Raw genomic sequence first — 15,543 nt, forward strand, 5'->3', positions numbered from 1 at the left:
TAGGCTATTTTAAGTGTGTGTTACTCGGCTTGTGGGCAACATGCAGTTGTTTGAGGTTTAAGCTTCATCTGTATCAATACTAAAATCAACGCTATAGCGCTCAGTGTAGCGCCTGCATAAGACACTGCAGCATAGCTTAGGTTAAGATTTAGCACTGCGGCACCTGTGACTGCACCCAATGCATTTCCAAGATTAAATGCACCAATATTCACAGAAGAAGCAAGGCCAGGGGCATCGTGAGCGACTGTCATAACACGCATTTGTAAAGGTGGTACAACGGCAAAGGCTGCTGCTCCCCAGATGATTAATGCAATCGCCGCGCCAATGGTGGATGTTGCTAAAATTGGAAATAACAGCATCATCAGCATGAGTAAGACTAAAAAGCCAATCAAGGTTTTATCTAAGGATTGATCTGCAAACTTACCACCGAAATGGTTACCAATTGAAAATCCGATCCCGATTAAAACCAACATGAAAGTGATAAGTTCAGGGCTTGCATGGGTAAAGACTTTTAAGCTCGGTGCGATATAGGTATAGAGCGCGAACATAGCTCCAGCACTCATTACCGTGGTGAGCAGTGCTAAAACAACAGGCATGCGTGTTAATACTTTTAACTCTGCTCGTACATCAGGTTTTTCGGTCTGTTGCTGATGGGGCAGTGCTTTCCATAATGCCAACATGGTGATGATGCCAAGTAAGGTGATGGCCGCAAAAGACATACGCCAACCGATATTTTGACCCACCCACGTTGCGAGGGGCACACCGCCAATATTGGCAATGGTCAAGCCCATAAACATCATAGCAACAGCACTGGCTTGTTTATCTTTCGGAACAACACTCGCTGCAACCATAGAACCTAAGCCAAAAAATGCACCATGATTTAAGCTAGTCACCAAACGTGCCGCCATTAAACTAAGATAATTGGGTGCAATCGTTGTCAAAATATTACCGATGGTAAAGATTGCCATCAGTAAAATAAGGGCAGTACGTTTAGGAAAACGTGCTAACCATAAGGTCATTAATGGGGCACCAATCATGACGCCAACGGCATAGGCACTAATCAGTAAGCCCGCTTGAGGAATAGACACCGATAAATCTGCTGCGATTTCAGGCAAAAAACCCATCGGTGAAAATTCTGTTGTGCCAATTGCAAAAGCACCAACAGCTAATGCAATTAATGGAAAATTGAATTTCATATTAAATATCCCACACTGGAGCAAGTTCAGGTGGGTTCACTTCACGCGCATTTCTGTCCAGTGTGGCAATGGCCTGCATCTGTTCTGGTGTTAAGTGAATCTCTTGAGCTTTTAAATTACTGATTAAATGTTCACGTTTGGTTGATGATGGAATCACGGCATAACCTTTTTGCAGTGCCCATGCGAGTGCAATTTGGGCCGAAGTGACTTGGTGTTCGGCCGCAATATTTAACAGTGTTGGATCTTGCAAAACTTTGCCATAAGCCAAGGTCATATAGGATGTGACATCTATAGTGTTCGCTTGTAGGTAATTGACCAAGTTTTGATTTTGCAAATATGGACTCAGTTCAATTTGATTGGTTGCAATATTTTCCAGCCCGATGTGATCAATGGCTTGTTGAGTGAGCTCAATATTAAAATTAGATACACCAATATATTCAGTCAATCCTTGTTTTTTTGCCTCAAGTAAATGTCCCATTAATTCAGGAATATCGACTCCAAGTGCAGGTGCTGGCCAATGAATAAGTGTAAGGTTAACTGCATCAGTCCTCAATTTAATTAAACTGTCTTTTAGACTGGGTATTAGTTTGTCGGCAGCATAATTTTCAGTCCAAATTTTCGTGGTTAAGAAAATATCAGCTCGATTGACCTGACTTTCATGGATTGCATGGCCTACTTCTGCTTCATTAGCGTAAATTTGTGCGGTGTCTACAGCACGATATCCAAGCTCTAAGGCTGTTTTAACTGAGTGAATGACAGTATCACCTGTCAAACGGAAGGTACCGATACCAAATTGAGGAACAATCATCAGGAATTCTCTTTTTTGAATTGATGCTATTGTGCTGCTAATTTTAATGAAGAAAAATGCATGAGTTTGGAATATATTATTGATTAAAAATCACGAATTAGAATATGCAATGAAATCGACCATTGAGGAGCTGCAGGCTTTTACTGTTATTGTAGATAGCGGCTCTATTATCAAAGCAGCAGAAAGACTGGATCAAACAGCATCTGGTGTCAGCCGTGCATTACAGCGTCTGGAATCTAAATTAAATGTAACCCTGTTGGAACGAACAACCCGCAAAATTAAGCTGACGCAAGAGGGGCAATTATTTTTAGCTAAAACACGGCGGATATTGAATGATTTGAGTGAAGCGGAAGATTCTCTGCTGAAATTAGATGCAGATACTTCGGGGTTGGTGCGGGTCGATTCTGCGATTTCGTTTATTCTGCATATGATCGTTCCCTTGATACCAGAATTTAATGCACGTTATCCGCATATACAGATTGAATTGGTGAATCATGATCAAGTGATTGACTTATTAGAGCATAAAGCAGATGTCGCAATTCGCTTTGGAAAATTAAGCGACTCCAGTTTGCATGCAAAACTTATCTACAAGAGTCGACTGTGTTTGGTGGCGAGTCCTGAATACCTTCAGCAGCATGGACGTCCGCAAAATGCTGAAGAGCTAACCGCACATGCTTTACTTGGATTTAGTCAAATTACCCATATGAATACTTGGTCGATCCAAGTCGCAGGGAAGCCCCTGACGATCCGACCCAACATCAAGGCGTCAAATGGTGAAACGATACGCGAGCTTGCGATTCATGGGATGGGCATCGCTTGTCTTTCGATTTTTATGTTAGAAAAAGATATTGCAGAAGGACGATTGGTACAACTTTTAGACGATCAAATTGAGCCACATGAACAGCTTATTCATGCTGTCTATTATCAACAAGAGCATTTACCGAAACGTGTTCGTTTATTTATTGAATATTTAGCTGAAAAATTACAAGAATAGTTGTGAGAAAAACAGTGCATCGTCGGGTACAGATTTTTATTTACATAGAAACAATAAAAAACCCGACTTTTGCCGGGTTTTTTTGATCATTGGTTTGATAAAACTTCGATCTTAGTTCTCTAAAGCTGGTGTTGCAGCAGCAATGGCAGCAGCTACGGCGTCATCTTCAGACTGTGCAGAACCTGAGTTTTGTTTAGGTTGAGCAGCTTGCGCAGGTTTTTCTGCTGCTTTAGGTGCTTCTGCTTTTGGAGCAGGAGCTTCTGCAGGAGGAGTAGGTTCACGACGAATTTCAGTTGTTGTATTCGGTGTCTCTTCACGAATCACTTCAACTTGCTGTTGAGTCGGTTCTTCAACAACTGCTTGTTCTTCAACTGGTTCTAATTGTGTAGGTACAGATGCTGTTGGTTCAGATGCTGCAACTTCAACCTGTTCCTGTTCTTCTTCTTTTGGTGCTTCTTTTTTTACACATGCTGTAAGAAGTAGACCTGTTGCGATTGCACCGCAGATTAAAAGTTTCTTATTCATAATTACACAAAACAAAAAAGTGTGGATTGGATAACTGCATTATAACAGCAAATAAGAATATAGAAATGATAAGAACTTACTCTAAATTTTTATGATAATTGCTGTTACAATAGCCAATTGTTAATTGTTCTATGAATTGATGCGGAATGACTTTGCTTTCTTGGTACAGAGTAAAGTAAAATCGCACAACATTGTAGGCCAATTTAGGCTCCATTGTACGAGAAACTTAATGACCCATTTTATTTTCGTTACTGGTGGTGTTGTATCATCACTAGGTAAAGGTATTTCAGCTGCATCAGTGGCTGCGCTTTTAGAAGCCCGTGGTTTAAAAGTAACCATGGTAAAAATGGATCCATACATTAATGTCGATCCAGGGACTATGAGTCCATTCCAACACGGTGAAGTTTTTGTCACAGAGGATGGTGCTGAAACTGACTTAGACTTGGGTTATTACGAACGTTTCTTGCGTCGTGCGAAAATGACCAAACTGAACAACTTTACTTCAGGACGAGTGTACCAAGATGTCTTGAATAAAGAACGTCGTGGTGACTACCTCGGTGGTACAGTTCAAGTTATTCCACATATTACTGACAATATTAAAGAACGTGTTCTTCGCGCAGGTGAAGGCTATGACGTTGCGATCGTTGAGATCGGCGGTACAGTAGGTGACATTGAATCTCTCCCATTCATGGAATCTGTACGTCAACTTATGGTCGAACTCGGTCATAAGCGCACAATGTTAATGCACTTAACTTTACTCCCATACATTAAGTCAGCTGCTGAATTAAAAACCAAACCAACTCAACACTCTGTAAAAGAGCTTTTATCGATTGGTATTCAACCAGACATCCTGATCTGCCGTACAGAGCATGATGTTGATGCTGATACTACACGTAAAATCGCGTTATTTACGAACGTTGAAGCACGTGCAGTTGTGGTATGTAAAGATGCGCGTTCAATTTACCAAATTCCACGTACTTTCTATGAACAAAACGTTGACGATTTAATTTGTGAACGTTTTGGTTATAACGATCTTCCAGAAGCTGATCTTACAGACTGGGATAACGTTGTAGATGCATTACTGAACCCTGAATACACAGTTCGTGTCGCAATGGTTGGTAAATACGTTGAACTTCCAGATGCATACAAATCTGTAAACGAAGCACTTTTACATGCGGGTATTCAAAACCGTGTGAAAGTTCAAATCGACTACGTCAATGCAGAAGAGCTTGAAAGCCAAGATGTAAACGACGTATTAAAAGACGCGGATGCAATCTTAGTGCCAGGTGGTTTCGGTGAACGTGGTACAGAAGGCAAAATGAAAGCGATTCGTTTTGCACGTGAAAACGGTGTACCGTTCCTCGGCATCTGTTTAGGTATGCAGTTGGCTGTGATCGAATATGCGCGCAACGTTGCGGGTATTAGCGATGCAACTTCAACTGAATTTAACCGTTCTACAAAATCACCATTGATTGGTCTAATCACTGAATGGTTAGATGAGCGCGGCGAAGTTCAACAACGTAATGCAGATTCTGACTTAGGCGGCACAATGCGTCTGGGTGCTCAAAAATCTGAATTGGTTGCAGGTACAAAAACTGCACAAGTTTACGGTTCTGAAGAGATCGTTGAACGTCATCGTCATCGTTATGAAATGAACAACCGTTATATCCCAGTGCTTGAAGAAAAAGGCATGAAGATTTCAGGTTATTCTCCAGTACAGCGTCTTGTTGAAACTGTTGAAATTCCTGAACATCCTTGGTTTATTGCTGTACAATTCCATCCGGAATTTACAAGTTCACCACGTGATGGACACCCATTATTCGCAGGCTTTATTGATGCTGCTAAAAAACAGTATCAAAAAACCAAGTAATGGCATTGTAGGACTAAACTAGGAAGTTTAAATGTCACAATTAAAACCACAGGAAATTGTACGTTTAGGCGATATACAAATGGCAAATCATTTGCCATTTGTACTATTCGGCGGCATGAACGTACTTGAGTCAAAAGACCTTGCTTTTGAAATTGCTGAAACCTATGTGGATATCTGCAAACGCTTGGATATTCCATATGTGTTTAAAGCAAGTTTTGATAAAGCCAATCGTTCAAGCTTGAACTCTTTCCGTGGCCCAGGCCTGGAAAAAGGAATCGAGTGGTTAGCTGACATTAAAAAACACTTTAATGTGCCGATTATTACTGACGTACATGAACCATACCAAGCTGCGCCTGTTGCTGAAGTTGCGGATATTATCCAGCTTCCTGCATTTTTAAGCCGTCAGACTGACCTTGTTGAAGCGATGGCGAAAACTGATGCCATCATTAACATCAAAAAAGCACAGTTCCTCGCACCACACGAAATGCGTCATATTCTGCATAAGTGTTTGGAAGCAGGGAATGACAAACTGATTCTTTGTGAACGTGGTTCAGCATTTGGTTACAACAACTTAGTTGTCGATATGTTGGGCTTTGACATCATGAAAGAAATGAATGTCCCTGTGTTCTTTGATGTGACACATGCGCTTCAAACGCCGGGTGGTCGTGCGGATTCTGCGGGTGGTCGTCGTGCGCAAATCACGACACTGGCACGAGCAGGTATGGCGACTGGTTTAGCAGGTTTGTTCTTAGAAGCTCATCCAGATCCAGAAAATGCCAAATGTGACGGTCCATGTGCGCTACGCATGTCACAGTTGGAGCCTTTCTTGGCACAGTTAAAAGAACTCGATACCTTGGTTAAAGGTTTCGCAAAGTTAGACACACACTAATTCGATACACATTGATGCGTCACTTTTGACGCATCATTTTTATTAATCAACTGAGGAATTGTTCATGAGCCAAATCGTTGACATTCGTGCACGTGAAATTTTGGACTCTCGTGGTAACCCTACCATCGAAGCAGACGTAATCTTAGCCTCTGGCGTTGTAGGCCGTGCATGTGCACCATCTGGTGCTTCAACTGGTTCTCGTGAAGCTTTAGAACTTCGTGACGGCGACAAAGCTCGTTACTTAGGTAAAGGCGTTAAAACTGCGGTTAACAACGTTAACACAGTAATTCGTGATGCATTGTTGGGTAAATCAGTATTCGAACAAAAAGACATTGATAACACAATGATCGCGCTTGACGGTACTGAAAACAAAGAAAAATTAGGTGCGAACGCAACTTTAGCGGTATCGCTAGCTGCTGCGCGCGCTGCTGCTGATGAAAAGAAAATTCCACTTTTCCAATACATCGCAGACCTTCGAAATAACAGCATTTTGACTATGCCTGTTCCAATGATGAACATCCTAAATGGTGGTTCACATGCAGACAACAACGTAGACATTCAAGAATTTATGATTGAGCCAGTTGGCTTCACTTCATTCTCTGAAGCTTTACGCGCTGGTGCTGAAATTTTCCATTCTTTAAAATCAGTTTTAAAGAAACAAGGTCTAAATACTGCAGTTGGTGATGAAGGTGGTTTTGCACCGAACCTTCGTTCTAACGAAGAAGCAATTACAGTAATTCTTGAAGCAATTGAAAAAACTGGCTACAAAGCAGGTTCTGACATTATGCTTGCGCTTGACTGTGCATCTTCAGAATTCTACAAAGATGGTCAATACATCCTTACAGGTGAAGGCAATAAAGCATTCACTAGCAACCAATTTGCTGACTACCTTGCAGGTTTTGCAAAACAATACCCAATCATCTCAATTGAAGATGGTTTGGACGAGTCTGATTGGGAAGGCTGGTCTTACCTCACTTCAATCCTTGGCGACAAAATCCAATTGGTTGGTGATGACCTATTCGTGACGAATCCTAAGATTCTTCAACGTGGTATCAACGAAAAAGTGGGTAACTCAATTCTGATCAAGTACAACCAAATCGGTACGTTGACTGAAACTCTAGATGCAATCTACCTTGCGAAAGCAAATGGTTACACTACAGTAATTTCACACCGTTCTGGTGAAACTGAAGATTCAACTATTGCGGATCTTGCAGTAGGTACAGCAGCGGGTCAAATCAAAACTGGTTCACTTTGCCGTTCTGACCGTGTAGCGAAATATAACCAATTACTTCGTATTGAAGAATTGACTAATGCTGCATATCGCGGTAAAGCTGAGTTCAAAGGTTTGAACTAAGCAGATCATGCTATCTATGTTAAATGTATTTGACTCCAAAGCGAGTAAAGCATTGTTGGGCCTTGCGATCTTTTTGATCGCAGGGTTTCAATATTTATACTGGTTCGGTGAAGGTGGTTATCATCAACATCAACAACTGAGTCAGAAAATACAACAACAAGTCGAACTCAATGACGAATTAAAAGAACGAAATCGCGTGCTTGCCGCTGAAGTATACGATTTAAAAAATGGCGTTGAAGCTATTGAAGAGCATGCTCGTCTAGATTTAGGTTTAATTAAACCGCATGAGACTTTCGTACAAATGAGTACGATCAGTACTCAGTACAAACCAATTTATATTGATCCAAACGCAAAAGTAGACCTACGTACCAATGAGTCAGAACCAGCCGAACTTCCACCCGAACCTTAAATTGTGGGCCATTATTCCTGCTGCTGGTTCAGGAAGTCGATTTTCTAAAACTGAACTAAAACAATATCAAAACATTGCGGGTCTAACTGTGCTTGAACACACAGTTGCACGTCTCAACCAATTGCCGTTGACGGGCTATGTGTTGGCTATAGGCGAGCAAGATAATGTTGCGCAGACCTTGGCACTCACTAATCAAGAGAAGGCTCATTTTTGTTTAGGCGGTGCAGAGCGTGTGCATTCTGTACTCAATGCATTGCAATATCTATCTTCGATTGCCAATGATGATGATTGGGTATTTGTTCATGATGCAGCACGACCATGTGTCTCGCAGTTGAGCTTAGAAAATTTAGTTCAATCGGCAGTAGAAACTGAGCAAAGTGCGATTCTCGCCATTCCTGTACGCGATACCTTAAAGCGAGTTGAAACGGCACCACAAATATCAACAACGGTAGATCGTTCAACTTTATGGCAAGCGCAGACACCACAAATTGCCAAATTGGGTGTGCTTAAAAATGCCATTGAACAAGCGCTTGCCGCTGGTGCGACCATCACAGATGAAGCAAGTGCCTTAGAATTTGTCGGTGGGCATGTCAATGTCGTGCAAGGTCGTTCGGACAATATTAAAATTACCTATCCTGATGACTTGGAATTGGCACGTTTAATTTTAGCGTCTCAAGTTAATAGATGATTATTTCAAGGAATATTTAAGGGACAGTGATTTTTACTGTCGCTTTAAACTATAATTCCCGCATCCTTTTTAGATCTGTTTCGCAATGATCCCTTCTCAACAGTATCGTTTTTTACGTCAGTCATTACGCGATGGCCGCAGTATAAAACACGATTCTTCTCGATGGGCTAAACTTCATTTAGACCCGTGGTTACTTTGCTTCTTGGTACTCAATGCAATATTGGGGCTGATGGTTGTCTATAGTGCGACCGCGGAAGATTCGGGAATGGTACTACGCCAAGCCACAAGTTTTGGTGTGGGCTTTATTGTGATGTTGATCTGCGCGCAAATTCCACCCAAAGTTTACCAATCTATGAGTCCGTACTTATATGCCATCGGTATATTTTTACTGTTGTTGGTTTTGGTCATTGGTGAAAAAAGGATGGGGGCGAAACGCTGGATTAGCTTGCCGGGTATCGGCAGTATGCAGCCGAGTGAGTTTATGAAATTTGCCATGCCACTCATGATGGCGTGGTATTTTGCGCGAAAACCTTTTCCACCGAAATTTTTACAAATTGTCGGTGCATTAATTTTATTATTGATTCCATTTGCATTGGTCGCTTTACAGCCTGATTTGAATATCGGTTTGATTATTCCAGGTATTTTTGTTTTATTTTTAAGTGGAATGTCTTGGCGTTTAATTGCAGCTGCTTTAACCGCCTTTGCGATTGCAGCACCTGTACTCTGGATGTTCTTTTTGCAGGAATATCAGAAAAAACGTGTACTGACCTTATTTGACCCTGAGTCTGACGCACTTGGTGCAGGTTGGAATATTATTCAGTCTAAAATTGCCATTGGTTCAGGCGGTTTAATGGGTAAGGGGTATACCGAAGGGACGCAGTCGCACTTGGGCTATCTGCCAGAGCATCATACTGACTTTATCATGTCGACCTATGCTGAAGAGTTTGGCTTTATTGGTGTATTTCTTTTATTTAGTTTATTTACAGCAATTATTGTTCGCTGTTTGATTATTGGACTAAATTGCTTCCATAATTTTGGACGACTCTATGCAGGAGCGATAGGATTAACTTTCTTCTTTTTTGTATTTTTAAACTCGGGTATGGTCAGTGGGATTTTACCGGTAACAGGTGATCCACTACCGTTGATGAGTTATGGTGGTACAGCCGTAATTGCGATGCTCGCAGGAATGGGAATTGTGATGTCGATTCATACGCATCGCTAAGCATTAATGTAAACGGAATAATCAAGCCGGACCAATGTCCGGCTTTTTTTATGCGCTGGACGTACGGGAAAATGCTGTAGCAGAATGTATTGAGCAGTCCGTCAGGCCGTAAATCAATGTTTCTGTGCAGATGATTGGCAGGTCGAATGCCTTGGTTGTAGTTGTTTAAGCTATGGCGGACTGGCCGGCCAGCGCTCATAAGCGCCCGCAAGTATAATCTGTCAGTATCTGGGCAGGCGCCGGCTAAGCGGATAAAAACAGCCGGCTTCATGCCGGCTTTGGGTTTAGTTGAATAGCTGATTGATTTTTCTGGCTATTTCTTTGTTGTAAATTCGATAGTCGCTGATGGCATAGGGGCTGAACAGGGCATATTTGCAGCTGGTGCTGGAACCGTTTTTGGCGGCAGCGGTGCGGCAGTTCAAGATGGAAAAGACCTTCGCGTCAGCCGATTTAAGCTCAAATGAGCTTAAGTAAATTTTTTCATTGGCAATATCCTGAGTAGTAACGGTATAGCCATTTTTTACTAGCACATTGCTGAGGCTGGAAATCGTGCGTTTGCTGCTGACTGTCAGCGCATCTTCATAGCCGAAGGTTTTAATCAGGGTTGCAGTGTTCAGCTGCTCGGCATTTTTAAATAATTCCGGCGCTGCGTTTTTGATAAAGAAGCCGAAGTCTTCTGTGCTGATATCGGCCGTAATAGGCTTGAAGGTCATGCGTACGCCATCACTCAGCCTGTCGTATGCGACGCGCATCTGTATATCTGCGCAGGAACTGGAGTTGTTGGCGCTGCGGCGGTGATCAGCGCTGACCGTATTGCAGACTTTTATTTTAACCCGGTCTTGCGCCAAGCGCCGGAATTGCGCGTCATAAATATGATGCACACTCCAGTAACGGTCTTGTTTTAACTGGTTAAAGAACGGGACATTGCTGATCAGCCCTTTGTTTAAATCCAATTCATTATAAGCCGAGAGCGGTACTGTCAGGGAAAAACTGTTCAGTTCTGGATTGAGCTGGATATGCTGGGTTTTAGGCCCGAAGCCGCCTAGCACATTTTGATAGAGGCTGCCGCGTTCCCCTGTGACTTGGCAGCCGGATAGCCCGGCTGCTGCGGCAAGAAACCATAATGTTTTTTGCATATTTTGATTTTTTCTATAGATAACGATTATTCGAAATTGAAGCTGACGTCAGAAGCCGTGTTTGGAGACGGATGCTGGAAAATACGCTCGTTCTGATGGTCAAAGTAAACTTTCCAGCTGTTTTTGATATTTTTGCACTGGAATAAGCCGTAGTATTTTTGCAGATTCGGTGTAGACAGCACCTCAGAGCCTTTATAAGGAATCAGCGGTGATGGATGGCTTTTAATTTGTACAAATTCACCGCCGTCACGCGCACAATAGGTGTTTGCGCGTTCCCACATAATGGTGCCTGCACCGTAAGATACGTTATTCATGGTGATGGTGCGCGGATTTTTATACTTGGCTTGGAAAAATTCCTGCACCGTCGGATACTGTTCAAAATCCTTATCTGTCAGCTGCCCCAAGGTATTCCATTTATCAATAGCTTTTGACAGCCATCCTTTTTTTGCTTCTTCTGCAGATGTGTAAGTACTGGCAATAATGCATGCTGCAGCTAAAAAGGTTTTAGTTTTCATTATATAACTCCAATTCAGGTGCAGAGCATGCTAAAGGCCATGCAGCGGCGATGCAACTTTGCGGGCGCTAATATGTATAATCAAATGTTAGAAAATGTTTAATTTTTAATGAAAATTTATAATATTTTGTTTTATTAATCTGCATTGAAAAATCAGCGCTTTAAGGCAAACATAAAAAAAGCCCTCAATTGAGGGCTTTATTTAGATATTAATTAGTGTAGGAGCCATGTGTAGTAGCCCCACAACATAAGTGGCCAAGCGAGGACGGGGCTAAAAAGCCATTTCCAGAACCAATGGTGTGGTGTAAAACCCACACCATGCACAAAACCACCTGAAATACCTATCATGATGAACATCAGCGCTCGATGGCTATATCCACCATTGTCATCCAGCATGGCAGCGGGATGTACAAGTAACACGGCTGCCAAAGGAAAAGCTAACAGGCAGGAAATGACCATTGTAAATTTATTTGGCTTCTTTTCTACAAGTGATTTTTCTACAGCAGCATCAGTCATTTGTTATTCCTCATCTAGATCTTGATGATGTTCGATATAAAGCGCACTAAGTACACCTGCAAAACATGCCATCAAAATACCGAGAATCCAAGCAAAATACCACATCGTCTTTTCTCCTTAGACACAGCCTTAGTATAGGCTGTGTGAATTCTCTTCAATATGTTTGTTAGTAACCACGCCCCACATTTTGTAGTAACACCAAGTTGTGTAGCACAGGATAAGTGGGACAAAAATACACGCGGCAACTGTCATCACAGTTAGGGTATTTTTACTTGATACCGCATCCCACATAGTCAAACTTACAGTTGGGTTGATGCTCGATGGCATAAGGAAAGGGAACAATGCAAAACCAGCAGTTAAGATTGCACCAATGACTGCCAAGCTTGAACCAAGGAAGCTGAAACCGGCTTTACCTTTACCTGCGGCAAGGATAATGATCAAAGCACCTAAAATTGCCATGATTGGCGCAATCATAGTAATTGGATAAGTACTGTAATTGTTCATCCAACCTGGGTTGGCATTGGTGATCACTTCTTTAGCCAATGGGTTTGCAACGCCATTCGTGTCAAACGGTTGCGCTAATGTGTAGCCTTGGATATTACCGAAGTATAACCATGCGCCTGCCAGTAAGAAGCAAACTAAGAATACGATACCCATAAGCTGAGTTGCTTTTGCAGAGCGTGCGCGTAGATCGCCGTCTGTACGAAGCATGAGCCATGCACCACCGTGAGCGCAAAGCATAGACAAACTCACGATACCGCAAACTAAAGCGAATGGGTTAAGCAGTGCAAAGAAGCTCCCTGTATAAGTCGAGCGAACAGTTTCGTCCATAGTGAATGGTACACCGAGGAACATATTACCAAACGCAACACCAAATACGAGGGCAGGAACGGCACCACCAATTGCTAAACCCCAGTCCCAAGAATTACGCCACTTGGTATTTTCAAGTTTAGAACGGTAGTCAAAACCGACTGGACGTAAGAAGAGAGCGAAGAGTACCAGTAACAGCGCCCAATACATGCCTGAGAATGCAGTTGCATATACCATTGGCCATGCTGCAAACAGTGCACCACCGGCAGTAATAAACCATACTTGGTTACCGTCCCAGTGTGGGGCAATCGTATTGATTGCCGCACGACGTTCTTCGTCTTTTTTACCTACGAATGGCATGATCGCCATTGAGCCCATATCGAAGCCATCGGTGAGGGCGAAGCCGATCAGTAGGACACCGACTAAAACCCACCAAATGATTTTGAGTAATTCATATTCGATCATGCTTGAGCCTCCTCATTTGCCTTTTTTGCAGCTTCAAGTTTCTCGAAGTGGTATTTACCAGTATGTAGAGAACTTGGGCCAAGGCGTGAGAATTTAATCATTAAGTACATTTCAATGATCAGCAGTACAGTGTAGAACGCTGCCAATGCAAGGATAGAACCCCATACATCACCTGTACTTAAGCTAGACGCTGAAAGATGTGTAGGTAGAACTTCACCGATAGTCCATGGTTGACGACCAACTTCGGCAACATACCAACCTGTTTGTGCTGCAATCCAAGGTAATGGCAGGGCAAATAAAGCAAACTTTAATAACCAAGGTTTGTTTTCTGCATTACGTTTACCGACAGCAAAGGTAGCAAGTACGAACAGAAGGAGCATTAAGAAACCAGAAGCAACCATTGCACGGAATGCCCAGAACAAGCTTGGGACATGTGGAATAGTGTCTTTTGCAGCTGCTTTGATTTGTTCGTCAGAAGCATCGACAACTTTGTCTGTGTATTTTTTCAGAAGCAGACCATAACCCAAGTCTTTTTGAGACTCAGCAAATGCTGCTTTAAGTTCAGGAGACGTATCGCCTGCACGAAGTTGTTCTAACTGCGAGTAAGCCACCATACCGTTACGAATACGCGCTTCGTGTTGTACGATCAGGTCTTTAATACCTGTCACTTCTTTGTCAGTTGAACGTGTTGCAATAATCCCCATGACATAAGGAATTTTGATCGCGTAGTCAGTAGACATAGTTTCTTTATTTGGAATACCAAATAAAGTAAATGGCGCTGGAGCTGGGTGAGTGTCCCATTCAGCTTCAATTGCAGCAAGTTTAGTTTTTTGTACATCACCAATTTCATAACCAGATTCATCACCTAGTAAGATCACTGAAAGTGTAGAAGCTAAACCAAAGATAGCAGCGATAGCGAATGAACGACGCGCAAATGGCAAGTCACGCTTTTTCAATAAGTAGTAACTTGAAATTGCCAGTACGAAAATAGCACCAGTCACATAACCTGCAGATACGGTATGTACGAATTTAACCTGAGCCACAGGGTTGAAAATCAATGCACCGAAGTCCACCATTTCCATACGCATAGTTTCATAGTTAAATGCGGAACCGACAGGGTTTTGCATCCAACCATTGGCCACTAAAATCCATAGTGCGGACATGTTCGAGCCAAGTGCAACTAACCAAGTGACAGCCAAATGCTGAACTTTGGATAGGCGATCCCAGCCGAAGAAGAATAAACCAATAAATGTTGATTCAAGGAAGAATGCCATCAGACCTTCAATGGCTAATGGTGCACCGAAAATATCACCGACATAGTGCGAGTAATACGCCCAGTTAGTACCGAACTGAAACTCCATGGTCAAACCAGTAGTAACACCTAATGCGAAGTTAATACCGAAGAGTTTTCCCCAGAATTTAGTCATGTCTTTATAAATTTCTTTGCCAGAAATCACATAGGTGGTTTCCATAATGGCAAGAATAAAAGCCAGACCTAAAGTCAGCGGAACAAAAATAAAGTGATACATCGCGGTCATTGCAAATTGGAACCGCGAAAGATCGACCACGCTTTCAGAAATCATCAACGTGTCTCCTTGATTTGGGAAGGACTGCCAGCAATATGCTCGGCAACTTGATTGTCAAAGTTTTTAGGGATAGTAGGGGCGTCGAACCAGATGTTCTTAATGATCATTAAAATAATCACTTTAATTATTAGTATTGCGGTTATTTCTCTGACCACACGACGATTTAAATCTTTGAATTTTAAGCTCATGGAGATAAGCCTATTCTTTAAACTTGTACTATATTATTAACAAATATACACAAAAAGCAAATAGGTTGAACAGTTAAAATAAAAATATATTATTAAGTAATTTAAATACAATTACTTATATTACTTATTAGTTAAAAAATAAACTAATTTTTTATTTTAAATACTTGACTAAAACACTTGTGTTTAAATATTTTAAATCCGACTAAAACGCTTATATTTATATTTATATTTTAAATTCTGACTAATTTAACCCGAATCCCGCTTAAGCCAATGATTCCATAATTTGAATTGTTGGTTTATTTTGATGATTAAGTTGATATGCACATAACGATGCGTAAATCCCACTCAGAAATCCATGAATACTACGAGCTTT

Annotated in this window: 17 protein-coding genes and 1 pseudogene; 7 read left to right on the top strand and 11 right to left on the bottom strand. The window is 41.8% G+C overall.

What is annotated here, in order from left to right; translation table 11 throughout:
• Window positions 1-20: 20 nt before the first annotated feature.
• Window positions 21-1,196: an MFS transporter gene (locus FTU64_RS10465; RefSeq protein WP_180059722.1), complete on the bottom strand. Its 1,176-nt coding sequence runs from the start codon at window positions 1,194-1,196 to the stop codon at window positions 21-23.
• 1 nt (window position 1,197) lies between these two features.
• A complete protein-coding gene (gene dkgB, locus FTU64_RS10470; protein ID WP_218950858.1) occupies window positions 1,198-2,004 on the bottom strand; it encodes a 2,5-didehydrogluconate reductase DkgB in 807 nt (268 codons plus the stop codon).
• Between the two features lie 109 nt (window positions 2,005-2,113).
• On the opposite strand from dkgB, the gene FTU64_RS10475 reads away from it, so the two are divergent.
• On the top strand, window positions 2,114-2,998 hold the full coding sequence (locus tag FTU64_RS10475) for a LysR family transcriptional regulator (RefSeq protein WP_180059731.1): 885 nt from the start codon (window positions 2,114-2,116) through the stop codon (window positions 2,996-2,998).
• A gap of 111 nt (window positions 2,999-3,109) precedes the next feature.
• Here FTU64_RS10475 and FTU64_RS10480 read toward each other — a convergent pair whose 3' ends face one another.
• Window positions 3,110-3,523 carry an internalin gene (locus tag FTU64_RS10480; protein WP_180059723.1) on the bottom strand — a complete coding sequence of 138 codons (414 nt, stop codon included), beginning with the start codon at window positions 3,521-3,523 and terminating at the stop codon, window positions 3,110-3,112.
• A 229-nt stretch (window positions 3,524-3,752) separates the two neighbouring features.
• Between FTU64_RS10480 and FTU64_RS10485 the strand changes: the two genes are divergently transcribed.
• The 6 genes from FTU64_RS10485 (at window position 3,753) to rodA (ending at window position 9,955) form a co-directional block, all read left to right on the top strand.
• Window positions 3,753-5,393 carry a CTP synthase gene (locus FTU64_RS10485; protein ID WP_180059724.1) on the top strand — a complete coding sequence of 547 codons (1,641 nt, stop codon included), beginning with the start codon at window positions 3,753-3,755 and terminating at the stop codon, window positions 5,391-5,393.
• Window positions 5,394-5,424: 31 nt separating this feature from the next.
• Window positions 5,425-6,282 (top strand): 3-deoxy-8-phosphooctulonate synthase, encoded by an 858-nt coding sequence (gene kdsA / locus FTU64_RS10490; protein WP_078188522.1) that lies wholly within the window; start codon window positions 5,425-5,427, stop codon window positions 6,280-6,282.
• 64 nt (window positions 6,283-6,346) lie between these two features.
• Complete coding sequence (eno, locus tag FTU64_RS10495) at window positions 6,347-7,636, top strand: phosphopyruvate hydratase (protein WP_180059725.1); 1,290 nt, start codon at window positions 6,347-6,349, stop codon at window positions 7,634-7,636.
• 16 nt (window positions 7,637-7,652) lie between these two features.
• On the top strand, window positions 7,653-8,045 hold the full coding sequence (locus tag FTU64_RS10500) for a septum formation initiator family protein (RefSeq protein ID WP_078188520.1): 393 nt from the start codon (window positions 7,653-7,655) through the stop codon (window positions 8,043-8,045).
• A complete protein-coding gene (gene ispD / locus FTU64_RS10505; protein WP_180059726.1) occupies window positions 8,008-8,733 on the top strand; it encodes a 2-C-methyl-D-erythritol 4-phosphate cytidylyltransferase in 726 nt (241 codons plus the stop codon). Before FTU64_RS10500 ends, ispD begins: the two co-directional genes overlap by 38 nt.
• A gap of 85 nt (window positions 8,734-8,818) precedes the next feature.
• Window positions 8,819-9,955 carry a rod shape-determining protein RodA gene (gene rodA, locus FTU64_RS10510; RefSeq protein WP_111884954.1) on the top strand — a complete coding sequence of 379 codons (1,137 nt, stop codon included), beginning with the start codon at window positions 8,819-8,821 and terminating at the stop codon, window positions 9,953-9,955.
• Window positions 9,956-10,239: 284 nt separating this feature from the next.
• Here the strand turns inward: rodA and FTU64_RS10515 are convergent, their stop codons facing one another.
• The 8 genes and pseudogenes from FTU64_RS10515 to FTU64_RS10550 all read right to left on the bottom strand — a co-directional run.
• Window positions 10,240-11,091: a hypothetical protein gene (locus FTU64_RS10515; protein WP_180059727.1), complete on the bottom strand. Its 852-nt coding sequence runs from the start codon at window positions 11,089-11,091 to the stop codon at window positions 10,240-10,242.
• A gap of 26 nt (window positions 11,092-11,117) precedes the next feature.
• Window positions 11,118-11,606 (bottom strand): hypothetical protein, encoded by a 489-nt coding sequence (locus FTU64_RS10520; protein ID WP_180059728.1) that lies wholly within the window; start codon window positions 11,604-11,606, stop codon window positions 11,118-11,120.
• 212 nt (window positions 11,607-11,818) lie between these two features.
• On the bottom strand, window positions 11,819-12,121 hold the full coding sequence (locus FTU64_RS10525) for a cyd operon YbgE family protein (RefSeq protein ID WP_180059729.1): 303 nt from the start codon (window positions 12,119-12,121) through the stop codon (window positions 11,819-11,821).
• A gap of 3 nt (window positions 12,122-12,124) precedes the next feature.
• On the bottom strand, window positions 12,125-12,226 hold the full coding sequence (cydX, locus tag FTU64_RS10530) for a cytochrome bd-I oxidase subunit CydX (RefSeq protein ID WP_002120988.1): 102 nt from the start codon (window positions 12,224-12,226) through the stop codon (window positions 12,125-12,127).
• A 24-nt stretch (window positions 12,227-12,250) separates the two neighbouring features.
• On the bottom strand, window positions 12,251-13,396 hold the full coding sequence (gene cydB, locus FTU64_RS10535; protein WP_168378622.1) for a cytochrome d ubiquinol oxidase subunit II: 1,146 nt from the start codon (window positions 13,394-13,396) through the stop codon (window positions 12,251-12,253).
• A complete protein-coding gene (locus FTU64_RS10540; RefSeq protein ID WP_078188514.1) occupies window positions 13,393-14,979 on the bottom strand; it encodes a cytochrome ubiquinol oxidase subunit I in 1,587 nt (528 codons plus the stop codon). Before FTU64_RS10540 ends, cydB begins: the two co-directional genes overlap by 4 nt.
• Window positions 14,979-15,170, bottom strand: a complete 192-nt coding sequence (gene cydP / locus FTU64_RS10545) for a cytochrome oxidase putative small subunit CydP (protein ID WP_078188513.1) — start codon at window positions 15,168-15,170, stop codon at window positions 14,979-14,981. The genes FTU64_RS10540 and cydP overlap by 1 nt, the downstream gene beginning before the upstream one ends.
• 262 nt (window positions 15,171-15,432) lie before the next feature.
• A pseudogene (locus FTU64_RS10550) lies at window positions 15,433-15,543 on the bottom strand (IS982 family transposase); the annotation flags it as partial.

The organism is Acinetobacter sp. YH12128, assembly GCF_013418655.1.
In the GTDB taxonomy this organism is placed as follows: domain Bacteria; phylum Pseudomonadota; class Gammaproteobacteria; order Pseudomonadales; family Moraxellaceae; genus Acinetobacter; species Acinetobacter amyesii.